This is a genomic window from Frankia sp. CpI1-P (assembly GCF_001421075.1).
GTDB classification, from domain to species: domain Bacteria; phylum Actinomycetota; class Actinomycetes; order Frankiales; family Frankiaceae; genus Frankia; species Frankia torreyi.
In genome coordinates this window covers 19,558-43,913 of the sequence record NZ_LJJX01000029.1, presented here as the reverse complement: position 1 = coordinate 43,913, position 24,356 = coordinate 19,558, and the positions used below count along the sequence as shown (strand labels likewise).

15 protein-coding genes and 25 pseudogenes are annotated in these 24,356 nt (G+C 72.6%); 29 read left to right on the top strand and 11 right to left on the bottom strand.

Going from position 1 to position 24,356, the window contains the following annotated elements; translation table 11 throughout:
- Window positions 1–15: 15 nt before the first annotated feature.
- Window positions 16–325, bottom strand: a pseudogene (locus FF86_RS52245) (acetamidase/formamidase family protein); the annotation flags it as partial.
- Between the two features lies 1 nt (window position 326).
- Window positions 327–541, bottom strand: a pseudogene (locus FF86_RS52240) (acetamidase); the annotation flags it as partial.
- Window positions 542–863: 322 nt separating this feature from the next.
- On the opposite strand from FF86_RS52240, the gene FF86_RS19070 reads away from it, so the two are divergent.
- The 7 genes and pseudogenes from FF86_RS19070 (at window position 864) to FF86_RS19060 (ending at window position 6,490) form a co-directional block, all read left to right on the top strand.
- The gene (locus FF86_RS19070) at window positions 864–1,832 is read left to right on the top strand and encodes a thiamine-phosphate kinase (protein ID WP_044885361.1); all 969 of its coding nucleotides are present in this window, start codon (window positions 864–866) and stop codon (window positions 1,830–1,832) included.
- Between the two features lie 544 nt (window positions 1,833–2,376).
- Window positions 2,377–3,578 (top strand): annotated as a pseudogene (locus FF86_RS52235) (2-oxo acid dehydrogenase subunit E2); the annotation flags it as partial.
- A gap of 1 nt (window position 3,579) precedes the next feature.
- A pseudogene (locus FF86_RS52230) lies at window positions 3,580–3,700 on the top strand (hypothetical protein); the annotation flags it as partial.
- Window position 3,701: 1 nt separating this feature from the next.
- Window positions 3,702–5,132: pseudogene (locus FF86_RS52225) on the top strand (thiamine pyrophosphate-dependent enzyme); the annotation flags it as partial.
- 1 nt (window position 5,133) lies between these two features.
- Window positions 5,134–5,695: pseudogene (kgd, locus tag FF86_RS52220) on the top strand (multifunctional oxoglutarate decarboxylase/oxoglutarate dehydrogenase thiamine pyrophosphate-binding subunit/dihydrolipoyllysine-residue succinyltransferase subunit); the annotation flags it as partial.
- A gap of 1 nt (window position 5,696) precedes the next feature.
- A pseudogene (kgd, locus tag FF86_RS52215) lies at window positions 5,697–6,183 on the top strand (multifunctional oxoglutarate decarboxylase/oxoglutarate dehydrogenase thiamine pyrophosphate-binding subunit/dihydrolipoyllysine-residue succinyltransferase subunit); the annotation flags it as partial.
- Between the two features lie 127 nt (window positions 6,184–6,310).
- Window positions 6,311–6,490, top strand: coding sequence for a DUF6104 family protein (locus tag FF86_RS19060; RefSeq protein WP_009742177.1), 180 nt, complete (start codon window positions 6,311–6,313; stop codon window positions 6,488–6,490).
- 13 nt (window positions 6,491–6,503) lie between these two features.
- On the opposite strand, the gene FF86_RS19055 is transcribed toward FF86_RS19060, so the two are convergent.
- Complete coding sequence (locus FF86_RS19055; protein WP_044885359.1) at window positions 6,504–7,478, bottom strand: zinc-binding dehydrogenase; 975 nt, start codon at window positions 7,476–7,478, stop codon at window positions 6,504–6,506.
- A 182-nt stretch (window positions 7,479–7,660) separates the two neighbouring features.
- Here FF86_RS19055 and FF86_RS19050 point away from each other — a divergent pair, with 182 nt between their 5' ends.
- Window positions 7,661–7,903, top strand: coding sequence for a hypothetical protein (locus FF86_RS19050; RefSeq protein ID WP_236706479.1), 243 nt, complete (start codon window positions 7,661–7,663; stop codon window positions 7,901–7,903).
- A 72-nt stretch (window positions 7,904–7,975) separates the two neighbouring features.
- Here FF86_RS19050 and FF86_RS19045 read toward each other — a convergent pair whose 3' ends face one another.
- Window positions 7,976–9,154 carry an NADP-dependent malic enzyme gene (locus tag FF86_RS19045; protein WP_236706482.1) on the bottom strand — a complete coding sequence of 393 codons (1,179 nt, stop codon included), beginning with the start codon at window positions 9,152–9,154 and terminating at the stop codon, window positions 7,976–7,978.
- A gap of 371 nt (window positions 9,155–9,525) precedes the next feature.
- Here FF86_RS19045 and FF86_RS19040 point away from each other — a divergent pair.
- From FF86_RS19040 to FF86_RS19010, 15 genes and pseudogenes are all read left to right on the top strand, one after another.
- Window positions 9,526–10,256: pseudogene (locus FF86_RS19040) on the top strand (ABC transporter substrate-binding protein); the annotation flags it as partial.
- A gap of 7 nt (window positions 10,257–10,263) precedes the next feature.
- Window positions 10,264–10,375 (top strand): annotated as a pseudogene (locus FF86_RS52210) (ABC transporter substrate-binding protein); the annotation flags it as partial.
- A 33-nt stretch (window positions 10,376–10,408) separates the two neighbouring features.
- A pseudogene (locus FF86_RS62760) lies at window positions 10,409–10,509 on the top strand (ABC transporter substrate-binding protein); the annotation flags it as partial.
- Window positions 10,506–11,185: pseudogene (locus FF86_RS52200) on the top strand (ABC transporter permease subunit); the annotation flags it as partial. The pseudogenes FF86_RS62760 and FF86_RS52200, both read left to right, overlap by 4 nt.
- 1 nt (window position 11,186) lies before the next feature.
- Window positions 11,187–11,239 (top strand): annotated as a pseudogene (locus tag FF86_RS52195) (hypothetical protein); the annotation flags it as partial.
- 1 nt (window position 11,240) lies between these two features.
- Window positions 11,241–11,507 (top strand): annotated as a pseudogene (locus FF86_RS52190) (amino acid ABC transporter permease); the annotation flags it as partial.
- Window positions 11,508–11,524: 17 nt separating this feature from the next.
- Complete coding sequence (locus FF86_RS19030; RefSeq protein ID WP_082121893.1) at window positions 11,525–12,277, top strand: amino acid ABC transporter ATP-binding protein; 753 nt, start codon at window positions 11,525–11,527, stop codon at window positions 12,275–12,277.
- Between the two features lie 180 nt (window positions 12,278–12,457).
- Window positions 12,458–12,511: pseudogene (locus FF86_RS62755) on the top strand (hypothetical protein); the annotation flags it as partial.
- Between the two features lies 1 nt (window position 12,512).
- A pseudogene (locus FF86_RS19025) lies at window positions 12,513–13,000 on the top strand (dTDP-4-dehydrorhamnose 3,5-epimerase family protein); the annotation flags it as partial.
- 1 nt (window position 13,001) lies between these two features.
- Window positions 13,002–13,084 (top strand): annotated as a pseudogene (locus FF86_RS67100) (dTDP-4-dehydrorhamnose 3,5-epimerase); the annotation flags it as partial.
- Entirely contained in the window at window positions 13,081–13,722 is a 642-nt protein-coding gene (locus FF86_RS19020; RefSeq protein ID WP_044885354.1) for a GNAT family N-acetyltransferase, read from the top strand. The pseudogene FF86_RS67100 and the gene FF86_RS19020, both read left to right, overlap by 4 nt.
- 364 nt (window positions 13,723–14,086) lie before the next feature.
- A pseudogene (locus FF86_RS52180) lies at window positions 14,087–14,300 on the top strand (anti-sigma factor); the annotation flags it as partial.
- A 1-nt stretch (window position 14,301) separates the two neighbouring features.
- Window positions 14,302–14,413, top strand: a pseudogene (locus tag FF86_RS52175) (anti-sigma factor); the annotation flags it as partial.
- Between the two features lies 1 nt (window position 14,414).
- Window positions 14,415–14,623 (top strand): annotated as a pseudogene (locus FF86_RS52170) (anti-sigma factor); the annotation flags it as partial.
- A gap of 121 nt (window positions 14,624–14,744) precedes the next feature.
- The coding region (locus tag FF86_RS19010) for an RNA polymerase sigma factor SigF (protein WP_242419054.1) at window positions 14,745–15,591 on the top strand (847 nt) is incomplete at its 5' end.
- Window positions 15,592–15,697: 106 nt separating this feature from the next.
- Here FF86_RS19010 and FF86_RS19005 read toward each other — a convergent pair.
- On the bottom strand, window positions 15,698–16,225 hold the full coding sequence (locus tag FF86_RS19005; RefSeq protein WP_044885353.1) for a hypothetical protein: 528 nt from the start codon (window positions 16,223–16,225) through the stop codon (window positions 15,698–15,700).
- Between the two features lie 295 nt (window positions 16,226–16,520).
- Between FF86_RS19005 and FF86_RS52160 the strand changes: the two are divergent.
- Together FF86_RS52160 and FF86_RS19000 are read left to right on the top strand one after the other, a co-directional pair.
- Window positions 16,521–16,722 (top strand): annotated as a pseudogene (locus FF86_RS52160) (diacylglycerol kinase); the annotation flags it as partial.
- A 1-nt stretch (window position 16,723) separates the two neighbouring features.
- On the top strand, window positions 16,724–17,612 hold an 889-nt coding region (locus tag FF86_RS19000; RefSeq protein ID WP_242419053.1), incomplete at its 5' end, for a diacylglycerol kinase family protein.
- Window positions 17,613–17,998: 386 nt separating this feature from the next.
- Here FF86_RS19000 and FF86_RS18995 read toward each other — a convergent pair.
- Complete coding sequence (locus tag FF86_RS18995; RefSeq protein ID WP_044885351.1) at window positions 17,999–18,823, bottom strand: glycerophosphodiester phosphodiesterase; 825 nt, start codon at window positions 18,821–18,823, stop codon at window positions 17,999–18,001.
- A gap of 574 nt (window positions 18,824–19,397) precedes the next feature.
- On the opposite strand from FF86_RS18995, the gene FF86_RS18990 reads away from it, so the two are divergent.
- The coding region (locus FF86_RS18990; protein WP_242419052.1) for a WhiB family transcriptional regulator at window positions 19,398–19,619 on the top strand (222 nt) is incomplete at its 5' end.
- A 367-nt stretch (window positions 19,620–19,986) separates the two neighbouring features.
- Here FF86_RS18990 and FF86_RS52155 read toward each other — a convergent pair.
- The 5 genes and pseudogenes from FF86_RS52155 to FF86_RS52140 all read right to left on the bottom strand — a co-directional run.
- Window positions 19,987–20,272: pseudogene (locus tag FF86_RS52155) on the bottom strand (ATP-binding protein); the annotation flags it as partial.
- A gap of 1 nt (window position 20,273) precedes the next feature.
- Window positions 20,274–20,338: pseudogene (locus FF86_RS67095) on the bottom strand (hypothetical protein); the annotation flags it as partial.
- A 1-nt stretch (window position 20,339) separates the two neighbouring features.
- Window positions 20,340–20,677 (bottom strand): annotated as a pseudogene (locus FF86_RS62750) (histidine kinase dimerization/phosphoacceptor domain -containing protein); the annotation flags it as partial.
- A 1-nt stretch (window position 20,678) separates the two neighbouring features.
- A pseudogene (locus FF86_RS52145) lies at window positions 20,679–21,178 on the bottom strand (histidine kinase N-terminal domain-containing protein); the annotation flags it as partial.
- Window position 21,179: 1 nt separating this feature from the next.
- Window positions 21,180–21,447 (bottom strand): histidine kinase N-terminal domain-containing protein (locus FF86_RS52140; protein ID WP_242419067.1); only part of this gene is annotated, 268 nt, incomplete at its 3' end.
- A gap of 302 nt (window positions 21,448–21,749) precedes the next feature.
- On the opposite strand from FF86_RS52140, the gene FF86_RS18980 reads away from it, so the two are divergent.
- The 3 genes and pseudogenes from FF86_RS18980 to FF86_RS52130 all read left to right on the top strand — a co-directional run.
- A partial coding sequence (locus tag FF86_RS18980; protein WP_242419051.1) for an 8-amino-7-oxononanoate synthase occupies window positions 21,750–22,819 on the top strand: 1,070 nt, incomplete at its 5' end.
- Entirely contained in the window at window positions 22,816–23,532 is a 717-nt protein-coding gene (bioD, locus tag FF86_RS18975; protein ID WP_044885349.1) for a dethiobiotin synthase, read from the top strand. The genes FF86_RS18980 and bioD, both read left to right, overlap by 4 nt.
- A gap of 437 nt (window positions 23,533–23,969) precedes the next feature.
- Window positions 23,970–24,355 (top strand): annotated as a pseudogene (locus tag FF86_RS52130) (biotin synthase BioB); the annotation flags it as partial.
- Window position 24,356: the final 1 nt, after the last annotated feature.

Sequence of the window (24,356 nt, the reverse complement as noted above, 5' to 3'; positions counted from 1 at the left end):
CGAAGAGGCGACCGNGGCGGCGTTCGACGGCGCAGAAGGTGGTGACGGTGCGAAAGCGCTGCCAGTGCCGCGCGTCGGCGTCCGGCTCGGGCGGGCTGCCCTCCGGAAACTCCCCGGCGAGCAGGCCGGCGCCATGGCGGGAGGAGATGATCCCGTACCGGGCCCGCGGGTGCAGCGACAGGACGTCGACGCGCAGCACGTCACCGGGCTGGGCACCACGGATGAGCACCGGCCCGGTCACGATGTGCGGGGCGTCCACGCCGAACCGGTGCGGCAGGCCGGAGGCGGCGATGGCCCGGGCGTCGGCGAGGACCTCCGATGCCGGNACGCCGAGGTCGGCGAGGAAGGCGTCGGGGTCACGGCCCTGGTCGCCGAGGATCCCCTCCGGGCTGACCGTGTCGAAGGTGACCGCGGCGCCGGAGTCGACGCTGAGCACGGGCCTGGTCAGTGCGTTGGGCAGCTCGCCCCATGTGACGGTCTCGGGGGTGGAGGGCAGATAGTGCTTTCCCTCGATCTTGCCCCGGCCTGGCTGCAGCGCCACAGGCGGGCCTACCAGGCCCGATGCCGGCCGGGCGGGCTCCCGCCGTGACGAGCCTGGACGCGCGGGCGACCGGCCCCCGGAGTCCCGGTGGGCCGGACGCGACATGCAGAAGGACAGGGCTGGTCATGCACGCGCGTCAGATTTTCAGTGGCACATGACGAAAAGGTGACGTGGATGTTGCGATCACGGTCATTCCGTCGGGAGGGGGTGCTGGGCCGGTGAGTGGGAGGTCCAGGGGCGTGCGGAGGCGGTCGGGCAGGCGGCACCGGCGCTTCGGTGCCACCCTCCGCGGCGCCCGGTCGTTGCGCGGCGCCGGCGCGCCGTGACCGCGACGCTGCGGGATCTCGGCGAGTTCGAGCTGATCCGCGCGATCACCGCCCGTTTCGCCCGCGGCCGGGACGTCCTCGTCGGCCCGGGCGACGACGCCGCGGTGCTGGCCGCGCCGGACGCCCGGGTGGTCGTCACCACCGACCTGCTGCTGGAGGGCCGCCACTTCCGGCGGGACTGGTCGTCGGGCCTGGACGTCGGGCACAAGGCCGCGGCGCAGAACCTCGCGGACGTGGCGGCGATGGGCGCCCGACCGACCGGGCTGTTCGTCGGCTTCGCCGCGCCCGGTGATCTCACCGTCGACTGGGCCCTGGCGCTGGCCGACGGGCTCGCCGCCGAGTGCGCCCGGGCCGGGGCCACCGTCGCCGGCGGCGACATCAGCTCCGCCGACTCCATCATGCTGGGGGTGACCGCTCTCGGTGATCTCGAGGGCCGGGCGCCGGTGCTGCGCTCGGGGGCCCGACCGGGCGACGTGGTCGTGCTCGCCGGCTCCCTCGGGCGGGCCGAGGCGGGCCTGGCCCTGCTCACCGCGGGCCTGGGCCAGGGCGCGGACGCCGGCTGGGCGGGGCTGGTCACGGCGCACCGGCGGCCCCGGCCGCCCTACCCGCTCGGCCCGGCGCTCGCCGCGGCGGGCGCGCACGCGATGTGCGACGTCTCGGACGGCCTGGTCCAGGACCTCGGCCACATCGCCGCCGCCTCGGGGATGCGAATCGATCTCGACCTGGCCGGCCTGACCGCCCTGGCCGGCGGTGCTCCGCTGCGCTCGGCCGCCGCCGAGCTGGGGGCGGACCCGCTGGACTGGGTGCTCACCGGCGGCGAGGACCACGCGCTCGTCGCCTGCCTGCCTCCGTCCGCGGCCATCCCCGGGGGCTGTGAACGGATCGGGCTGGTGCTGCCCGGAACGGGCGTGACCCTGGCCGGGCAGCCGACCGCCGGCCGAGGAGGATGGAATCACTTCAGGTGACCGAGGGCTCGGCGGCGTAACCGCCCGGCCGGCCACCGCATCTTGGCGGACGGTCTCGCCGGGCGGGCAGGAGGCCACCTCGGTGCAGGTGAGCAGGTCCGAACAGCAGATATCGCCCCGGCGATCCGCCGGGGCGAGCTGCATTATCCGAACCACGTAGACGCCGGCCCGCCAGGTCGCCTCACGGGCGTAGGTCGCTCGAAGCGACTTTTATTGGGTCCGGGGGCCATGATGCGGGCCGGNGACACTTAGCTTAACGGATGGACCGCCCCGGGTGTTCCCCGCGCGGGAAACCGGACGAACGGCCCGCATCGGGTAGGGGCCACCAAGGCCGGGCGAGTCACCCTCCGCTGCCGACCGCCCACGCACATACCGGCCACGTGGGCGGCAGGGCGGCATCGAACCGGCACGCACCGTGCCTATGACCCGACCGGGCAGGCCCGCCCCTGCCCTGGGTGTCCAGAGNGGGTAGCCTGAGCAGACGGTGGCAGAAGGGCCTTTCGGAGGCCGTGAAGTGAGACCGTGGATAGAGGCGAATGGCCCCGTGACAGCACCGACGGTTCCTGCGTCAGGACCTGACTTCGGACCCAATGAATGGCTGGTCTTCGAGATCTACCAGCAGTTTCTCGAAGATCCACAAAGCGTGTCGCCGGAGTGGCAGGAGTTCCTCTCCGACTACCGGCCGACCGCGCCGCCGGCCGGCCCCGGCGCGGATGCACCCGCCGCGGAGGTGGCACCAAGCGGGATCTCACCCGACGGTGAGGTCTCCCACACGGCGCCGTCTGCGGCGAAGCCTACCCCGCCCGCGGCTCCGGCGTCCGTGCCTACTCCGGCCCCGCCCGCGAAGCCCGTCGCGGCGGCGCCCGCGAAGCCCGCCACGCCCGCACCCTCCGCGCCTGCGAAGCCGGCAGCCGCCAAGCCCGTCGCGGCCGCCAAGCAGCCGGCACCCGCCCCCGCCGGCGCGGAGGGCTCGGCCACCACGCCGCTGCGCGGCGCGGCCGCCCGCGTGGTCAGCAACATGGAGACGTCGCTGCACGTCCCGACCGCCACGTCGGTGCGGGCGTTCCCGGCGAAGCTGCTCGCGGACAACCGCATCGTCATCAACCGGCACCTGGCCCGCTCCAGCGGCGGCAAGGTGTCGTTCACGCACATCATCGGCTACGCGATGGTCAAGGCGCTGGCCAGCAACCCGGCCATGAACGCCTCCTACGCCGAGGTCGGCGGCAAGCCGGCGCTCGTCCAGCCGGAGCACGTCAACCTCGGGCTGGCCATCGACCTGGTGACCCCGAAGGGCCGCCAGCTCGTCGTCGCCGCGGTGAAGAAGGCCGACACGCTGGACTTCAGCCAGTTCTGGGTCGCCTACGAGGACCTGGTCCGCCGCGCTCGGTCCAACAAGCTGACCACCGACGACTTCACCGGCGTCACCATCAGCCTGACCAACCCCGGCGGCATCGGCACGGTGCACTCGGTGCCCCGGCTGATGGAGGGCCAGGGCACGATCATCGGCGTCGGCGCGATGGAGTACCCGGCCGAGTTCTCCGGCGCCGCGGCCAACACGCTGGCCCGGCTCGCGATCTCCAAGACGATCACGCTGACCAGCACGTACGACCACCGCATCATCCAGGGCGCCCAGTCCGGCGAGTACCTGCGCCGGATGCACCAGCTCCTGCTGGGCGAGGACGGCTTCTACGACGAGATCTTCCAGTCGCTGCGGGTGCCGTACGAACCCATCCGCTGGGTCGCGGANATGCCCGTGGTGCACGAGGGCGACCTCGACCACAACGCCCGGGTGCTGGAGCTGATCCACGCCTACCGGGTGCGCGGTCACCTGATGGCCGACACCAACCCGCTCGAGTTCGCCATCCGCANCCACCCCGACCTGGACATCATCAGCCACGGGCTGACGCTGTGGGACCTCGACCGGGAGTTCGCCGTCGGCGGGTTCGCGAGCCAGCGGACGATGTCGCTGCGCGACGTGCTCGGCGTCCTGCGCGACTCGTACTGCCGCCGGGTCGGCATCGAGTACATGCACATCCAGGAGCCCGACGAGCGGGCCTGGATCCAGGCCCGGGTCGAGCGGTCCGCGGAGCGTCCGGACCCGGCCGAGCAGTTGCACGTGCTGGAGCGCCTCGGCGCCGCGGAGGCGTTCGAGTCCTTCCTGCAGACGAAGTACGTCGGCCAGCGCCGCTTCTCGCTGGAGGGCGCCGAGTCGACGATCCCGACGCTCGACGAGGTGCTGGAGCGCTCCGCCGACGCCGGCATCGACGAGGTCGTCATCGGCATGGCCCACCGCGGCCGGCTGAACGTGCTCGCCAACATCGTCGGCAAGTCCTACCGGCAGATCTTCGCCGAGTTCGAGGGTCACCTCGACCCGCAGACGGCGCACGGCTCCGGCGACGTGAAGTACCACCTGGGCGCGGAGGGCGTGTACACCGGCCGCGAGGGGCGCAAGGTGCCCGTCTCGGTCGTGGCGAACCCGTCGCACCTGGAGGCCGTCGACCCGGTCACCGAGGGCGTCGTCCGGGCAAAGCAGGACATCCTGGACAAGGGCACGGCCGGCTTCACCGTCCTGCCGATCCTCGTCCACGGTGACGCCGCGTTCGCCGGGCAGGGGGTCGTCGCCGAGACGCTGAACCTCTCCCAGCTGCGCGGCTACCGCACCGGCGGCACCATCCACCTGGTCATCAACAACCAGGTCGGGTTCACCACCTCGCCGGAGTCGAGCCGGTCCTCGGTGTACGCCACCGACGTCGCTCGGATGGTGCAGGCCCCGATCTTCCACGTCAACGGGGACGACCCCGAGGCGTGCGTGCGGGTGGCGGCGCTGGCCTTCCAGTACCGCCAGGCGTTCAACAAGGACGTCGTCATCGACCTGCTCTGCTACCGTCGGCGCGGCCACAACGAGATGGACGAGCCGTCGTTCACCCAGCCGTTGATGTACGACACCATCGCCAGCAAGCGCTCGGTGCGCAAGCTCTACACCGAGGCGCTGATCGGCCGCGGGGACATCACCCGCGACGAGGCCGAGCAGGCGATGAAGTCCTACCGCGCCGAGCTGGAGAAGGCGTTCGCGCAGACCCGGGACACCACCCCGTCGGGCACCGCGCCGCAGCCGCGGATCGTCACCACCCCGGAGGAGGCGGCCGCGGCCGCCGCGGTCAGCACCGCGGTCTCCGCCGAGGCCGTCAAGAAGGTCGTCGAGACGCAGGTCAACCTGCCCGACGGCTTCACCGTCCACCCCCGGCTGCGCCCCCAGATCGAGCGGCGCACCCAGATGGTCGAGACCGACGCGATCGACTGNGCGCTCGCCGAGACCCTGGCGTTCGGCACGCTCATCCTCGACGGCCGGTCGGTCCGCCTGACCGGGCAGGACAGCCGCCGTGGCACCTTCGGCCAGCGGCACGCCGTGCTGGTCGACCGGCACAGCGCCGAGGACCACACCCCGCTGCGGACGCTGCGGTACGGCGTCGACGGGACCGAGAACAACGAGGGCGTCGGCACCTTCTACGTCTACGACTCGCTGCTCAGCGAGTTCGCGGCGATGGGATTCGAGTACGGCTACGCGGTCGCCCGGCCGGACATGCTGGTGCTCTGGGAGGCCCAGTTCGGCGACTTCGCCAACGGCGCCCAGTCGATCATCGACGAGTTCATCAGCGCGGGCGAGGCGAAGTGGGGCCAGCGCTCGGCGCTGGCGCTGCTGCTCCCGCACGGCTACGAGGGCCAGGGGCCGGACCACTCCTCCGCCCGCATCGAGCGGTTCCTGTCGCTGTGCGCGGACAACAACATGACGGTCTCGGCGCCGTCCTCCCCCGCCAGTTACTTCCACCTCCTGCGCCGGCAGACCCTCTCGCCGGTGCGGCGCCNGCTGGTCGTCTTCACGCCCAAGTCGATGCTCCGGCTCAAGGCCGCCACCTCGACGGTGGCGGAACTGACCGAGGGTGGCTGGCAGCCGGTGATCCCCGACGACTTCGTCACCGACCCGTCGACGGTCCGCCGGGTGCTGCTCTCGGCCGGCAAGGTCTACTACGACCTGGCCGCCGCCCGGGGCAGGCACGACGACGCCGAGCGGTTCGCGCTGCTGCGGGTCGAGCAGCTCTACCCGACTCCCGGGCCGGAGCTGGCGAAGGCACTCGAGCGCTACCCGAACCTCACCGACGTCGTCTGGGTGCAGGAGGAGCCGGCGAACCAGGGCGCCTACCCGCACATGGCGCTCAACCTCGGCGAGTTCCTGCCCGGCGGGATCCGCCTGCGCCGGATCTCCCGGCGGGCGGCGGCGGCCCCGGCGTCGGGTTCGTCGCGGGTGCACGAGCGCGAGCAGCAGGCCCTCGTCGAGGCCGCGTTCGAGGACTGAGCGACCGGGCACGCACCGACAGATCGACGAGGATGACGGACGGTCCCGGCTCTGCCGGGGCCGTCCTGTCCGCTGATCCGGCCGGACGGCGGGACCCGAGACGCCGCCGGGAACGACGGGAGCGGGGATGTACTTCACCGACCGAGGCATCGAGGAGCTCGCCGACCGCCGCGGCGCGGAGACGGTGACCTACGAGGGACTCGCCGACTCGCTGCGGGCGTTCGTCGACGTCCACCCGGAGTTCGAAGAAGCCGTCGAACGCCTTGCCACCTGGCTGGCCCGCCCCGACGACGACGCCGACCTCTGAGCCGGCCGGGCGCTCAGGGCGTGAGCACCAGCTTGCCGAAGACATCCCCGTCGGCGAGCTGCTCGAACGCCGCGCGCGCCGCGGACAGCGGGCGTACCTCCTGCACCGGCGGGCGGATGCCGGTGCGCTCCAGGAAGGCGAGCAGATCGACGAGCTCCTCCCGGCTGCCCATCGTGGAGCCCACCACGGACAACTGCAGGAAGAAGATCCGGGTGAGCTCGGCCGGCGGATTCGGGCCGCTGGTCGCGCCGGAGACGACGATGCGCCCGCCGGGCCGCAGGGACCTGACCGAATGGCTCCAGGTGGCCGCACCGACGGTCTCGATGACGGCGTCGACCCGCTTCGGCAGCCGGGCGCCGGACTCGAACACCCCGTCGGCACCGAGGGCAGTGGCCCGCGCCCGCTTGCCGGTGTCCCGGGAGGTCACGAAGACGGTGTGCCCCGCGGCCTTGCCGATCAGCAGGGCGGCGGTCGCCACCCCGCCGCCGGCTCCCTGGACGAGCAGCGTCCCGCCGCCGCCCGCGGGCAGGCCGGCCCGGGACACCACCATCCGGTAGGCGGTGAGCCAGGCCGTCGGCAGGCACGCCGCTTCCTCCCACGTCAGCCCGGCGGGCTTCGGCACGAGGTTGCGCCGGGGCACCGCGACCCGCTCGGCGAGGGTGCCCGGATGCAGCTCGGACAGTAGGGTTCGCCGCGGGTCCAGCGTCTCGTCGCCGGCCCCCGCAGCCGGATCACCGATCACCGCATGCACGACGACCTCCTCCCCCTCGGCGGTCACCCCGGCGGCGTCACAGCCGAGGATCATCGGGAGACGGTCGGCCGGCAGACCCACTCCACGCAGACTGAAGAGGTCGTGATGGTTCAGCGAGGCGGCCCGCACCGTGACGGTGGCCCACTCCTCCGGCGGCGCGGGCTCAGGCTGCTCGCCGATGGACAGACCATCGAGAGGGGCATCGGGATGCAGGGAGATCGCGGCGGCTGCGAGCACCCCACGAACCTACGGCCGCCCGGCCGCGGGCGCGAGCAACTCAAGGCGGCCGCAAGGGGGATGCCGAGGCCATTTCCGACGAACAGGGATCATCCGCCCCGGGCCGCGCGTCCCACGGTCCGTTGTGCTGAACTCATCGCCGTGGGTACGACAAGCGTGGACGGTGCGGTGAACAAACCGTGGTGACCCGGGACGACCCGTCAGAGACGCCCCCTCGGCGCGGGGCGCACCGGCGGCTGAGCTTTCGCCGCCGGAGCATCATCCCGATCCCGGAGGCACCCGCCACGGTCATGGTCGACGGCACGCCGGTCATCACCGTCATGTCGGCGGACTTCGTCTGCTGCTCCTACAAGGGCTGCGGGACGCTGCGCCCGCTCGACGACGCCGTCGAGCACCGGCCGTGCCAGGGGTGCGGTCGAGTCTGAGGCCGCCCGCCTGCGGGCCCGGGAACCCCGCAGGCGGCTACCTGCGGGGTTCCCGACCGTCGTGGACCTTCCTCAGCGCCGGGCGACCCCGTCGGCCCGGGCGGCCGCGGCGACAGCCGCCGAGACGGCCGGGGCCACCCGGGGGTCGAACACGCTCGGGATGATGAGGTCCTCGGCCAGCTCGTCGGCGATCACGTCGGCGAGCGCCGTGGCGGCGGCGAGCTTCATGCCCTCCGTCACCCGGCTGGCCCGCACGTCGAGCGCACCGCGGAACACGCCGGGGAACGCCAGCACGTTGTTGATCTGATTGGGGTAGTCGCTGCGCCCGGTGGCGACGATGCGGGCGTACTTGTGGGCGATCGCGGGCTCCACCTCGGGGTCCGGGTTCGCCATCGCGAAGATGATCGCCTCGGGCGCCATGGTGGCGACCGCCTCCTCCGGCACCTGCCCGGAGGACAGGCCGAGGAACACGTCGGCGCCGCGCAGCGCGTCGGTGATCGAACCGGTCAGGCCGGCGGAGTTGGTCTCGGCGGCGAGCGCGGCCTTCACCGGGGTGAGGGCGTCGCGGCCGGGGTAGATGATGCCACGGCTGTCACCGACCGCGATGTCGCCGATGCCGGCGGCCAGCAGGATGCGGGTCACCGCCACTCCGGCCGCACCCGCGCCGGACACCACGGCACGCAGGTCGCCGAGGGTGCGCCCGGTCAGCTTGGCGGCGTTCTCCAGCGCGGCCAGGGCGACGATCGCGGTGCCGTGCTGGTCGTCGTGGAAGACCGGGATGTCGACGCGGTCCTGCAGGAGGCGCTCGATCGCGAAGCACCGCGGCGCCGAGATGTCCTCGAGGTTGATCCCGCCGAAGCTCGGCGCGAGCCGGACGACGGTCTCGACGATCTCCTCGACGTCGGTGCAGGCGAGCGCGAGCGGGACGGCGTCGACGCCGCCGAAGTGCTTGAACAGGGCCGCCTTGCCCTCCATGACCGGCAGGGAACCCAGGGGGCCGATGTCACCGAGGCCGAGCACGGCGGTTCCGTCGGTGACGACTGCGACGGTGTTGGACCGCCAGGTGTAGTCGTCGGCGAGTGCCGGCGTCTCGGCGATCGCCGTGCACACCCGCGCGACCCCGGGAGTGTAGGCCAGCGAGAGGTCCTCGCGGTTCTCCAGGGGGACGGTGAGCGCGATGCCGATCTTACCGCCGCGGTGCAGGGCGAAGGCGGGATCGTCGTCGGACGGGCGCGGGCTGACCCCGGCCAGTTCCGACGCGGCGGTGGAGTCGAGGGTCGAGTGGTCAGTGGTTGCGGTCACGGAGATTGCTCCTCGGACATGCCGCCGGTGGCCCCGTGGGCGATCGTGGTACCACCTGGGCGGCGCTACAAGACGCCCGCCCTCCGTGCGTGCCGTGTCCGCGGGAGGGCGGGCCTGAGCGGCCCCACTCCACGATGTTTGGTGATCGTGAAGCGGGACGAGCGCCCGGGGGTTGCCCGGGGTTACTTCCAATATCGCACGCCGACCCGGTCGGGCTCTCGCCGAAGGTTCGCCCACGGTGAACCTCGGACGAACCCCATCGCAACGCAAACGAAACATGTCGACACGGAGCGGGTGCGCGAGCGTAGCGGAGACGTCACATGATCAGGGTTTGGTGCACTCGGACACCGCCCACATCACATAACGCTCCACCCGAATCCTGGAGGTCATCAGTGCACAGCGGCGTTTTTCGTCATGGTGCGAGGATATCTGCCCTGGTCATGAGCCTCGCGCTGCTGACGATCGTGGCGGGCTGTGGCGATGACAACTCCAACACCACGGCCACGTCGGCGACGACAACCGCCACCGACCACGTCATCGCAGGTCAACTACCCCAAAGCAGCCGCGACAAGGGGACGCTCACGGTCGCCACCGACCCGTCCTACGCACCGAACGAGTTCTTCGACACGGACGGAAAAACCATCATCGGAATGGATATCGACCTGGCCCGCGCGCTCGGCGGTGTCCTGGGTCTCAAGGTCCAGCCCACGCAGGTGGTCTTCGACTCGATCCTGCCCGGTCTCGCCTCCGGCCGATATGACGTCGGTATGTCGTCCTTCACCGACACCAAAGAGCGCCAGAAGCAGGTCGACTTCGTGACCTACTACTCCGCGGGCACCTCCTTCATGACCCGCGGCCAGGGTGGGGTGGAGATCGCCACGCTGGCCGACCTGTGCGGGCGCACGGTGGCGGTGGAGACCGGCACCACCCAGCAGACCGACGCCGGCGACCAGAGCGGCCGGTGCACGGCGGCGGGCAGGCCCAAGGTCACCGTGCAGAACTATGACGACCAGAACGGCGCCAACCTGGCCCTCACCGCGGGCCGCGCCGANGTGTCGATGGCGGACTCGCCGGTCGCCGACTACCAGGCGAAGCTGTCCGGCGGAAAGATCAGGATTGTGGGGAAGCCCTACGGGACCGCGCCCTACGGCATCGCCGTGCCGAAGAACTNGGGCCTGGCCGCTGCGCTGCGCGCCGCCATGNCAAAGCTGATCGACGACGGCGCCTACGCGAAGATCCTCGACCGGTGGGGGGTCCGGGACGGGGCCATCAGTGCCCCGCGGATCAACGGCGCGACCGGATGACGACCGCGGACGCCTCGCCGCCCCCGCGCGGCGCCACCACCCCCGCCACCGACCCCACCCCTGCCGCCGATCCCGCCCTCGCCACCGATCCCGCCCTCGCCACCGATCCCGCGCCGGCGCCGGCGGCCGGCGCCGCGCCCGGGACGGGGGTCGGGGTGGACGTCGACGCCGTGCCGCTACGCCATCCCGGCCGGTGGGCGGCCGGCGTGGCCATCGGCGTCCTCGCCGCGATGGGGGTGCACTCCCTCGTCACCAACCGGAATTTCCAGTGGGGCACCGTCGGCGACTACCTGTTCGCCGAGCCGGTGCTCCGCGGCCTGTGGGCCACCGTCTACCTGACGGTCATCGCGATGGCGATCGGGATCGTCGGCGGAATCGTGCTGGCCATCCTGCGGATGTCGCCGAACCCGGTCGTGGCCGGCGCCGCCTGGCTGTACATCTGGTTCTTCCGGGGCACACCGCTGCTGGTGCAGATCCTGTTCTGGAGCTTCATCGGCGCGCTGTACCCCCGGCTTTCGCTCGGAATACCGTTCGGGCCGAGCTTCGTCTCCGGCGACGCCAACCACATCGTGCCGCTGTTCGCCGCGGCGGTGCTCGGGCTCGGCCTCAACGAGGCCGCCTACATGGCCGAGATCGTGCGCGCCGGCATCAACGGCGTCGATGCGGGCCAGACCGANGCGGCGTCCGCGCTCGGCATGTCCCGGGCGCTGACGCTGCGGCGCATCGTGCTNCCNCAGGCCATGCGGACGATCATTCCACCCACCGGCAACGAGACCATCTCGATGCTCAAGACGACCTCCCTGGTGAGCGTGATCTCCTACAACGAGCTGCTCAACGCCACTCGACTCATCTACGCCCGCAACTTCCAGACAATCCCGCTGTTGATCGTGGCGGCGCTGTGGTACCTCGCACTGACCTCGGTGCTCACGGTCGGGCAGCACCAGCTCGAGCGCCGCTTCGCCCGCGGAACCCTGGCCCGCGTCGGGGAGCGCCGGTGAGCGGCACCGCGGTGCCGATGGTCCGCGCCGAGCGGGTGCGCAAGTCGTTCGGCCAGCACGTCGCCCTTCGGGAGGTCTCCCTGACCGTGGTCCCCGGCGAGGTGACCTGCCTGATCGGGCCATCCGGCTCCGGGAAGACCACATTCCTGCGCTGCATCAACCACCTGGAGCAGATCAGTGGTGGCCGGCTGGAGGTCGACGGGGAGCTCGTCGGTTACCGCGAGCACCGCGGGCGGATCCGGGAGCTGCGGCCCCGCGACATCGCGCGCAAGCGCCGGGAGATCGGGATGGTGTTCCAACGGTTCAACCTCTTCCCACACCTGACCGCCCTGGAGAACATCATCGAGGCCCCGGTCCGGGTGCGCGCCGAGCGGCGGTCCGAGGCCGTCGAACGGGGCCGGGCGCTGCTGGCCCGAGTGGGCCTCGCCGATCGGGCGGGCGCCTACCCCGCCGAGCTCTCCGGCGGGCAGCAGCAGCGGGTCGCGATCGCCCGGGCGCTCGCGATGCGCCCCAAGCTGATGCTGTTCGACGAGCCGACCTCCGCGCTCGACCCCGAGCTGGTCGGCGAGGTACTGGAGATCATGCGCCAGCTCGCCACCGAGGGGATGACGATGATCGTGGTCACGCACGAGCTCGGGTTCGCCCGCCAGGCGGCCGACACCGTCGTCTTCATGGACGCCGGCAGGGTCGTCGAAGTCGGGCCGCCGGCCACCCTGCTCACCGCACCGACGCACGAGCGCACCCGCGCCTTCCTGTCCAAGGTGCTCTAGACCCCACGGTGGACGCTGCCCCCACCGTCGCCGCTGCCCCCACCGTGGACGTCGGCGCACGACACCGGCCGCATCATCGGAGCCGGCGCTCCGCACGAGCCACCCCTGCGCNCCAACGCGCGCCGACCCGACGGTCCGGCCTGNGGGGAGGCAACTGGTCGAACCGGTACCTTCGCTGTCGTGGAGATCAGCGAACTATCGGTTCCAGACGCCTGGGTGTTCACCCCGCGTCAGNACTCCGACAGCCGCGGGACCTTCCTGGAGTGGTTCCGCTCCGACGCGCTTGCCGAGGTCGTGGGCCATCCGCTGACCCTGTCGCAGGCCAATCACAGCGTCAGCCGGGCCGGAACCCTTCGCGGCGTGCACTACGCTCAGGTGCCACCCAGTCAGGCGAAGTACGTGACCTGCGTGCGCGGGCGGGTGCTCGACTGCGTCGTTGACATCCGCACCGGATCGCCGACGTTCGGCACCTTCGCCTCGGTCCTGCTCGACGACGTCGACCGGCGGGGCCTGTACGTCTCGGAGGGCCTGGGGCACGCCTTCATGGCGCTGACCGACGACGCGGCGATCTCCTACCTGTGCTCGACGCCTTACACCCCCGGTCGCGAGCACGGCGTCAACCCGCTCGACCCCGATCTGGCGCTGCCCTGGCCCGATGATCTCACGCCGCTGCTGTCGGAGAAGGACGACTCGGCCCCCTCGCTGAAGGAGGCAGAGTCGGCGNGCCTGCTGCCGGCCTACCGCGACTGCCTGGCCTTCTACGACGAGCTACGCGCCGCCGGCGCCGTGGCGGGCGGATCACGATGATCCGGGTGGCCGGCCCCGGGGACGTCGAGGTCGTCCTGGAGCTGGTCCGGGCGCTCGCCGGCTACGAGCGCGAAGCGGACCGGGTCGCCATGACCCCGGCCGATCTGCAGGCCGCCCTGTTCGGCCCGATCCCGGCCGCCTACTGCCTCGTGGCCACGGCCGACCAACCACCCGCGGGTGCCACCCCGGACGGGGGACCACCCCCGTCCGGGGGACCACTTCCGACCGGGGGGCCGCTCCCGTCCGGGGGCCCACTCCCGACCGGCGGTGCGCTTCCGGCCGGGGTGGCGCATCCACCCCCCGTCGTGGGCTTCGCGATCTGGCATCCGACCTTCTCCACCTGGACCGGCCAGTCCGGCATGCACCTGATCGACCTGTTCGTGCGGCCGGAGCACCGCCGTGGCGGCCATGGCCGGGCGCTGCTCGCCGCACTCGCCACGGTCTGCGTCAAGCGCGGCTACCGGCGGCTCGAATGGGCCGTGCTCGACTGGAACACGCCGGCGCAGGCGTTCTACCGCTCGCTGGCGGCGCGGCCGCTGACCGGGTGGTCGACCTGGCGGGTGGACGGCGACGCCCTCACCGATCTCGCCGCCCTGGGCCGCCCTCGCCCCGGCGCCGGCACCGCCGATCCGGCCTGATCCCGCCGCTTCGGCCCGGATCGGGGCCCGACCCGGCGGTTCGTCCCCGTTTCTGGGCCCCGCGTGCCTGGTCGGCACCGGCGCCGGCCAGGCACGGAAGGGCGCCGACGGCGAGGGCTTACGATCACCCGACCTGCGGGACCCACCGGCGGCTGGGTACGGTGGAGGCGGTGGCCGTCGCCGGCCGCCGACGGAGCGGATCGCGACCGGCCATGAGGGACGTCACGGCCGCCGCGGAGATGCATGATGCCGTCGGTGAGCGGGAAGGCAGTCATTCACAACATCATCGTTCGGCCGGCTCCGGCCGGCGGACCACCCGCGAGGGTTCCTCCTCGCACTATGCAGGCTCTTTGGGGGTAGGAACGTGGATCCGACGCCTTCGACCGGCGGCGCGGAGAACTCCGACACCATCGACAGCCAAACCGCCCACTCCGGCGGACTGCGCGACGTCGTCGCGCTCACCCTGCCCGCGGCCAGTGCGTACCTGACTGTCCTGCGCACCGCCACGGCATCCCTCGCGGCCAGGCTCGACTTCACCCTCGACGACATCGAGGACCTGCGGATCGCCGTGGACGAGGNGTGCGCGCTGCTGCTCGTCTCGGCGGTGCCCGGGTCGTCGCTCGACTGCACGTTCACGCTCTCGCCCGGGGTGATGCACGTGCTGGTGACGGTCGAGAGCCTCGACGGCGAGNCCCCGTCGGAGGACACCTTCGCCTGGACGGTGCTCAAGGCCCTCGCGGGGGATGTGGACACCTCCACCGGCCCGGGCAACAAGGTGAGCATCACGCTGCAGAAACGCCGGGGCGTGCGGGCGGATCTCGGCGAGCCGCCGGCGGGACACGTCCGCGGATCGGGTGCGGCCGACCAGACACCATTGGGTGACGCGGTAGGTACACCGTGACGTCAACCGGCAGAACTCCGACTCCGCCCCGTACGGCAGCCGCCCATGACACCCCCGCGGTGGACCCGGTGGCCGCGCTGAGCCAGCGGGGGGCTGCCCTGGACGAACATCCCGCCGAGCNCGGCCAGGAGCCGGACCTCGGCACCGAGGTCGCGGCCCAGCCGGCGCCGAGCGCCGAACCCGAGCGCGAGGGCACCGAACGCACCCACTCTCCCGACCGGGCGATGGCCCGGGCGCTGTTCGTGCGCCTCGCCGAGCTGCCCGAGGGCGACGCGGAACGCGCCGCCATCCGCGACCAGCTCGTCCGGATGCACCTGCCGCTGGTGGAGTACCTCGCCCGGCGCTTCCGCAACCGCGGTGAGCCGCTCGACGATCTCGTCCAGGTCGCCACGATCGGCCTGATCAAGTCGGTGGACCGGTTCGACCCGGAGCGCGGGGTGGAGTTCTCCACCTACGCCACCCCGACGATCGTCGGCGAGATCAAGCGTCACTTCCGCGACAAGGGCTGGGCGATCCGGGTTCCCCGCCGGTTGCAGGAGCTCAAGCTCTCGCTGACGAAGGCGACGTCCGAGCTGTCCCAGACACTCGGCCGCTCCCCCACCGTCAGCGAGATCGCCCGGCATCTGCAGATGAGTGAGGAGGACGTCCTCGAGGGGCTCGAATCGGCCAACGCCTACTCGGCGGTCTCCCTCGACGCGCCGGACTCCGGTGACGACGAGGCTCCCGCCGTCGCGGACACCCTGGGCGTCCAGGACGAATCCCTGGAGGGCGTGGAGTACCGCGAGTCGCTCAAGCCGCTGCTGGAGAAGCTCCCGCCGCGGGAGAAGCGCATCCTGCTCCTGCGCTTCTTCGGCAACATGACCCAGTCGCAGATCGCCACCGAGCTCGGAATATCCCAGATGCACGTGTCCCGGCTGCTGGCCCGGACCCTGGCCCAGCTACGCCGCGGCCTGCTCGAGGACGGCTAGACCCCTCCGACTCCGGTCATCTGGTGGAGCTCCGGTCATCTGGCCTCGCCAGGTCGCGTACCGCCGCAGGACCGCCACAACCTCACGAACGCGTACCGCGCCTGTCTCAGGGACGCTGCGGCCCCCGCGGCACCTGCCTGCCGTCGCCGCGTCCGGCGTCCTCGTCCTGCCCCGCGTGGGTGGCGGGGCCGCGGGCGCTGGCGGCCGACGGACCGAACCCGACCGAGGCCAGCAGGGCCACGACAATCACGAGTGGGACGACGAACAGCGGGATGCCGTAGCCGTAGTCGCCGGCCTGCACCAGCCCCCAGGCGACGGGCAGGCAGAGGATCTGCACGACGAGCGTGGGCGACCGGTAGGACGCCCCGCGCCGCAGCACTCCCGCCGCGAGCACGGCCACGCCCACGGCGCCGAGGATCGCGAGAACCCCACCGGTCTCGGCGCGCCCGACGTCGTCGATGTCGGAACCGAATCCGCGCAGCACCTGCAGGACGCCCAGCGCCAACAGGACGAGCGCCTCGGCGGCAAGCAGAACGCTCGCCACCCAGGCCGGCACGGACGCCGTGCGCGCGGCCTCACGCAGCTCGTCGAACCGGCCGCCGGCCGGCTGCCCGGGACGGCTCGTGGATCCCATGGTTCCGACACTACGTCTCCCAGCGGCCAGACCGGTCTTCCAGGCGACCAGAACGGTCTCCCAGGCGACCAGAACGGTCTCCCAGGCGGCCCGACCGGTCTCCCGGCCCCGGACCCGGACCCGGCGCCCCGCTGCCCAGCCGGGCGCGGACGGGGTCGCCGTTGCCGTTACACGACTCCGCCGTCACCCGACTCCCCCGTGCGCCCGTTGCAGGGGATTTGTACCGATTCGCGACCGAGTGTGGGATCCGGCGATCGCGACGACGCTGACACCCGGGCCCCCCGGTTTCACCGATGTGAGAGTTTTCCCAGCCGCCGCCCGGGATGGGCGGGCGGACTACGGTAGAGGCATGCGAGGGCTGCTGGTCGTCAACCCCGTCGCCACCACCACAACCGAACGTGTTCGTGACGTCCTCGCCAGCGCGCTCGCGGCGGACGTCGCGATGGAGACCGTGCTGACCAAAGGCCGCGGCCACGGGGTCGAGCTGGGGGCGCGGGNCGTCGAGCTCGGCGTCGACGTGGTGATCGCGCTCGGCGGGGACGGCACCGTCAACGAGATCACCAACGGGTTGCTTCAGAACGGCCCGATCGACGACGGGCCAGCGCTCGCGGTGGTGCCGGGTGGCAGCACGAACGTGTTCGCTCGGGCCCTGGGATATTCGGCCTCGCCGGTGGAGGCGACCGGCGAGCTGCTGGACGCGTTGCGCGAGGGGCGCAGCCGCCGGATCAGCATCGGTCGCGCCGAGTACGGCGACGAGGGCCGCTGGTTCACGTTCTGCTTCGGCATCGGGCTGGACGCGCGGGTGGTCGCGCAGGCCGAGGAGAAGCGGCGCAAGGGGCGCCGCAACAGCGCCGGCCTGTTCCTGCGGACGGCGGCGGGCCAGGTGACCCGCGGCGCCGATCGGGGCGCCCCGCCCATCACCCTGGAGACGACCGACGCCCACAGCCTTCCCGTCGACGCCGCTCTCCCCGCCGACGCCGCTCTCCCCGCCGACGCCAGCGTGCCGGCCGATTCCGGGCAGGCGGACGCCGAGGCGGCCGGGAGCGCCGAGGAGCGCATCGCCCTCGGCATCGTCTGCAACACCCGCCCGTGGACCTACCTGAACTCCCGTCCGGTGCTGGCCTGCCCCGAGGCGTCGTTCGACACCGGGCTGGACCTGCTGGCGCTGCGCCGGGTGCGGCTGTCCAGCGTGCTGCGCACGGCCTCGCAGATCCTGGGAGACGGGCGCGGTCCGCACGGGCGCAACGTCGTGCGCCGCCACGACGCGGCCGTGATCCGGTTCCTCGCGGATCACCCGCTGCCGCTGCAGATGGACGGCGAGTACCTCGGCGAGTACGTCGACGTCACGCTCACCCACCACCCGCGGGCCCTGCGCGTCATCGCCTGACCAGCCGCCTCGGCCCCGACCGGCCTGCCCGCCGACCGGCCTGCCCGCCGGCCACCCCACCCGGCGGCTCCGCCGACACGGTCCGGCCTGCGCAGGTCCGCCCGCATTGGCGGCAGGTGTCGCGATTTCTCGGACGAGTCAGACGAGTCGGACGAGTACGTCCGAAGCCCACGCCGACGGGCGACCCGCCGTCCACGGTCCGGATTCCGGGCACCGTTCGGGCGCCCGCCAGCCGCTGTGATCGATCGTGTACGGAATCGCGCCGAGGCTCGANCACGGTCCGCGCCCGGAATGNCGCCCTTGTTCCTCGACACGATGTGGCCGCATTTCGGCCGTAATCCCTGCCGGGACGATCAGGAGTGGGGAGGGGTGGTTCCCGTCTCGCCTCAGTCGTCCTGGGGGGCTTCCACCCCGTGCGGCGTGTCCGCGCCACGCGAGATGCCCGGGGCGGGCGAGGTGCCCGGGGTTGGCGGGGCGCCGAGGGCTCGGCGGATCTCGACCGGGTCGTCGCAGATCGCCCCGGCGACCCCGGCGTCCTGTAGCCGGCGGGCGGCGTCGACGGCGGTGACTGTCCACGTCACCAGGCGTACGCCGGCCTGTCGGGCGCGGGCGCCCGCGTCCGGCGAGCCGAGCACGGCGCTGGTGTGGGCATGCAGCTCGGCGTGGCCCGCGGACCGCGCGTAGGCGAGGCCGCCGCTGACGGACATCCGCGGCATCGTCAGGAACGCCGTCGTGACGGCCAGCTCCGCGTCGCGCAGGGCCTCGATGGCGAACCAGTCGAACGACGACACCGTGATGCCGCCGGCGCCGGCGTCGAGGTCGGCCACGGTGGGCCGTGGCCCCGTCCAGCCCCGGGCACGCAGCCGCTCGGCGAGGGCCCGCGCCGTGCGCTCCCGGGGGGCGTCGAAGTCCGGCTGGCCGGGCTGGTTCTTGATCTCGCAGATCAGCCGGCCGCGGCCGGCCCAGACGTCGAGGATCTCGTCGAGCAACGGGATGCCGCGGGCGCGCAGCGCCTCGGTGGGTTGCCGGACGATCGCCCGCCCGGCCGGCTTGGACAGCCGGGCGTCGTGCACGCATACCAGATCCCCGTCGGCGCTGCGGCGGACGTCGATCTCGACGCCGTCCGCCCCGGCACACAGCGCCGCGTCCACAGCCTCGACCGTGTTCTCCGGGCCAGGAACCCTGCTACCGCGATGACCGAGAACCTCCATGGCCCAACCCTGCCATCTCCGGCGGGCCGAGCGTGTCACGGCAGGCGGGGAGGACGCCGCCCAGCCGCGGCCGGAGTAACCGGAGTAACCCGGATGCGCACAGACGAACGCCGATGCCCAGATGGCATGAAGCCGGCCGCTTGATCGGGAAGAACCCGCCGTGTGCCTCGCAAACCGACCCGACGACAGCCGGCCCATGNCACCNCATCCCCTGTCAACCAGGACTTCTGTGGCGCTTCAGCAACCGTCGGAGACGGTCGCACCCCGTGGCCCATCTGTGTCCCTGCCGGACAAGTGCAGGCCAGGCAGGGTGTGAAGACGGTTGCAGGTTCTTGCGCCCCTGCCCGTTCCGGTGGGAGGGTGGCGAATGTCCGAGGTGGATNCACGTGCACCCGGGCTCACCGACAGCCAGGAACCCGCTCCACGGCCCGCCGACGGGGCCGAGCAGACAACCTGCTCACTTAATTTTCATCCGCGGCNCAACCGTAGCGGCTCGCAAAGCGTCTCATGTGCAGTGTGGCCCGAGACGAGAGAGGGAGTTGGACGCATGGACTGGCGCCACAGAGCGCTCTGNCGTGACGAGGATCCCGAGCTCTTCTTCCCGATCGGTACTACCGGTCCGGCGGAACGCCAGGTCGAAGAGGCAAAGGCCGTTTGCGCGCGGTGCGCAGTCACCAGTGACTGCCTCAACTGGGCACTGGACACCGGGCAGGACTCCGGGGTCTGGGGCGGGTTGAGCGAGGACGAACGCCGGGCGCTCAAGCGCCAGGTCCGTCTGCGGGTGCGAACCGCCTGAGTGCACGACCCCCGGTGGCCCAGCGCCGAGGACCGGGGGGCTCCAAGGACGTGCCACGTCCGCATCACCCCAACCACCCGCGGTAGATCCTGNCCGCCGGACCTCGCACTATCGGCGGACCACAGCGGTCCCCGCACGACGCCATGCCATGACCCGTGCCCGGGCACGGGGGTGGCTGGCAGCAGCATCGGCCGTTCTGTCCGCGCGTCCGCCGCAGCGATGCGGCGCGACGCGGACGGGGCGGCCGTAATGTTTTCGGCCCCCGCCACGACCCCTTCGCCCCCCGCCCACGGGCGCGGGACATCGCCACACCANCCGCGAGCGAGGGACACAACCTGGGGGATACCCCCGCGCGCGCCCTAAACACTCAACTTTCAGAAAGTGGGATGGACAGCAGCGCCTCGGTGCCGCGCTCCGGACCGGCCTGCAGCCGGATGGTGCCGTGCATCTCACCGAGCACGAGCTGACGGACGATCTGCAGCCCCAGCCGGGGCGAGTGCTCGAGCTGGAAGTCCTCCGGCAGGCCGGCCCCGTCGTCGGCGACGACGACGTCCAGCCGGTCCACCAGGCGCTGCACGCGGATCTCGATCGAACCCGCCGAGCCATCGAACGCATGTTCTACAGCATTCTGCAGAAGCTCTGAAAGCACAAGGNCCAGCGGCGTGGCGAGTTCACCGGGCAGCCGCCCGAAGGAACCCGACCTGCGGGTGTTCGCCCGCNCACCGGTGGACGCCAGGTCGACGGTCACCGACGTGATCTGGTCGGCGATCTCGTCGAACGGCACGCTCTCGCCCAGGCTCTGCGAGAGCGTCTCGTGCACAACCGCGATCGAGGTCACCCGGCGCACCGACTCCCGCAGGGCCGATCGTGCCTCGTCGACCTTGGTCCGACGCATCTGCAGCCGCAGCAGCGCGGCCACCGTCTGAAGATTGTTCTTGACCCTGTGATGGATCTCACGGATGGTGGCGTCCTTGCTCAGCAGCAGCGCCTCCCGCCGACGCAGATCCGAGACGTCCCGGACGAGGACGAGCACCTCCCGGGTGGACCCGGGGAACAGCNGGATCGCCCGCAACATCACCACCGTGCTGCCGACCCCGGCCTCGACCTCCACCGGCCGGCGCCGGCCGATCGCATGCCAGACGGCGGGCGTGGTCGCGGGCAGGTTCAGCGCCCGGTGCACCGTGCGCAGGTCCTCCCCGGTGACGTTGCCGGTGTAGCCGAGGCGGCGGTACGCCGACAGCGCGTTCGGGCTGGCGAAGATGACCTTGCCAGCACCGTCGAGCCGCATCATCCCGTCGCCGACCCGGGGTGACTCCGGCAGCTCGGCCGAGCTCCCGCGGAACGGAAAGGCACCCTCGGCGATCATCAGGGCCAGGTTGTTGGCGCCCTGCAGGTAGGAGGACTCCAGATCGCTGGGGGTGCGGGGATTGACCAGGTTGGTGTCGCGGGCGAGCACGGCAATCACCTCGTCGCCGTGGCGGACCGGGATCGCCTCCGTCCGCACCGGCACCCCGCCGTCCCACTCGGGCTCGCCCTCCCGGGCGATGCGGTGCTCCCGCNAGGCGTTCTGGACCACCCACCGGTTGATGACGACGCTGCCGACCTCGTCGTTGTGGTAGGCGGTCGGGCCGGTCGTGGGTCGGACCTGGGCCACGACGAGAAACTCCGTCCCGCTGGTATGGCCCCGGCCCGAACCCGAACCGGAACGGACGGGCACGAGGAGCAGCAGGTCAGCGAAGGAGAGGTCGGCGAGCAGAGCCCAGTCCGCGACGAGCGCGTGCAGGTGGTCGATGTCGTCGTCGCTGAGATCCGTGCTCGCGCGCAGCATGTCGGCGAGGGTTCCCACGGGTCGCAGACTGCCAGACGGACCGGGGCTGCGAGNTGGCGGGCACCCCCGCGGGACCCTCCGGGCCCGTACGCTCGCCGTCGTGACCGTCGACAACGCCGCCGCGGCCGTGGTTCCCGGTACGCGCACGGAGCCACAAACCGCCGCAAGCGTAGCGAAGACCACCACCGAGCCCACCGGCGACCCGCCCGCGGCCGATCCGCTGGCCTGGCTTGCCGATCATGCCTGGAGCCGCGAGGTGGCTGGCCTGCGCCGCCGGCTGCGCCCGCGCACCCTGACGCCCNCCGCGGATGGTTCCCAGGTTCGCGTCGACCTCGCCAGCAACGACTACCTCGGCCTCGGCCGCCATCCCGCGATCGTCGAGGGGGCGGCGCGCGCCCTGCGGGAGTGGGGCACGGGATCCACCGGCAGCCGGCTGGTGACCGGAACGACCGCCCTGCACGGCGAGCTGGAGGCGGCGCTCGCCGACCACGTGGGCTTCGCCGGGGCGCTGGTCTTCTCCTCCGGCTACACGGCGAACCTGGGCTGCCTGACCGGGCTGGCCGGCCCCGGCGACCTGATCGTCTCCGACGCGCTCAACCATGCCTCGATCGTGGACGCCTGCCGGCTGTCCCGGGCGCGGGTGGCCATCACTCCGCACGGCGACGTCGCCGCCGTGACCGCCGCCCTCGCCGCCGGCGGCTGGCGCCGCGCGCTCGTGGTGACCGAGTCGGTGTTCTCCGCCGACGGCGACGCCGCTCCCCTCGCCGAGCTGCACGCCACGGCCCGCGCCCACGGGGCGGTTCTCGTCGTCGACGAGGCGCACGGGCTCGGCGTGGTCGGCCCGGCCGGACGCGGCGCGCTGGCCGCCGCCGGGCTCGCCGGCCAGCCGGACGTGGTGGCCACGGTCACCCTGTCGAAGGCACTCGGCGGCCAGGGCGGCGCGGTCCTCGGCACGGCGGCCGTCCGCGAGCACCTCATCGACACGGCCCGCGCCTTCATCTTCGACACCGGCCTCGCCCCGGCGAGCGTCGGCGGGGCGCTGGCGGCGCTGACGCACCTGCGGGCCCATCCGGAGCTGCCCGCCGCGGTCCGGCGCCGCGCCGGCGAGCTCGCCGCGCTCACCGGGGCGCCGCGCCCGGCCGGCGCGGTCGTCTCGGTCCTCGTCGGCGAGCCGGAGCCGGCGGTGGCCGCGGCGGCGACCTGCCTGGCGCACGGGGTGGCGGTCGGCTGCTTCCGGCCGCCGACGGTGCCCGCGGGCACGAGCCGGCTGCGGCTGGCCGCCCGCGCCGATCTCAGCGACGCCGACCTGACACTCGCGACCGAGGCGTTCGCCGCCGCCGGGGTCCTCGCCGCCGAGGTGCCCGCCCGGTGACGCTGCTGGTGATCACCGGTACCGGCACCGAGGTCGGCAAGACGGTGGTGACCGCGGCGCTGGCCGCGCTCGCCCACGACCGCGGCCACGCCGTCGCGGTGGTCAAGCCGGCGCAGACCGGGGTCCGGCCCGACGAGCTGGGAGACGTCGATCTGGTCGCCGGGCTCGCGGGCATCCGCGACGTCCACGAGCTGGCCCGTTACCCCGACCCGCTCGCGCCGGCGGCCGCCGCCCGCCGGGCCGGACGACCCGCCGTCGACCTCGGCGACGTGGCGGCCCGGATCGGCAAGCTCGCCACCGACCACGACCTCGTCCTCGTCGAGGGGGCCGGCGGTCTGCTGGTGCGCTACGACGACAACGGCGCGACCCTGGCCGATCTCGCCCGGCTGCTCGCGGCGCCGGTGCTCGTCGTGACGGCGGCGGGACTCGGCGCGCTGAACGCCACCGCGCTGACCCTGGAGGCGCTGGCCCACCGCGGCCTCGACCTCGCCGGCGTCGTCATCGGATCCTGGCCGCGCGAGCCGGACCTGGCCTGCCGCAGCAACCTGACCGACCTGACCGACCTGGCCGGCCGACCGCTGGCCGGGGCCCTGCCGGCGGGCGCCGCCCTGCTGAGCCGGCCCGAGTTCCTGGCGACGGCCCGGCAGTCACTCGAACCCGCCCTCGGCGGTACCTTCCGTGCACGGCAGTTCCGTGCACGCCACCCCCTATAGGGCGATTCCCTTGCGTTTCCACAGGCCTACCCGTCCGCATTGTCCCTGTAGAAAGGCAAGGGAGCGTAGGAGGCGGTAGGCGGCGACGGAGCCGATGGCTGGCGGAGCCGATGGCTGGCGGAGCCGATGGCCGGCGGAGGCCGGCGGCGGCTGCCGACTGCCGGCCCGCTGGATGCACGGAGGACGGACGCGGGTGACGAACGTGCCCGACGTCGCGCGGGAAAACCGGGCGGCGCAACGGGCGCGGGTTCGACAATGGAGGGCGCGCTCCGACCGATCCGACGACAAGCCCACCCGCGAATATCGACAAATCCCAATACAACTAGCAAACCGGACAAGCCGAACCGAGACACCGGTTCGATCAGCCCACCCGACGACGAGCCGACCCACCACCACCGAGCGCATCTCCTCTGCCGACGTCCCGCCTGGAGGCCCCCGTGACCGCACCCGTGACCGCGCACACCGCCCCGGCGACGGTGCCACCGCCGGCGCCGGCCGCCGCCGGGCAGGACCCGGCCGCTCTGCTTGCCCACGCCCGGCGTGAGGTGCTCGAGGCCGGGCGGGGGCTCGACGAGGCTGGCGTGCTCGCCGTCCTGCGGCTGCCCGACGAGTACCTGGGCGACGCCCTCGCGCTCGCCCACGAGGTCCGGATGCGCTGGTGCGGGCCGGAGGTCGAGGTCGAGGGCATCATCAGCCTGAAGACGGGCGGCTGCCCGGAGGACTGCCACTTCTGCTCGCAGTCGGGCAAGTTCGACTCGCCGGTGCGCTCGGCGTGGCTCGACGTGCCCTCGCTGGTCGAGGCGGCCCGCCAGACCGCGGCCACN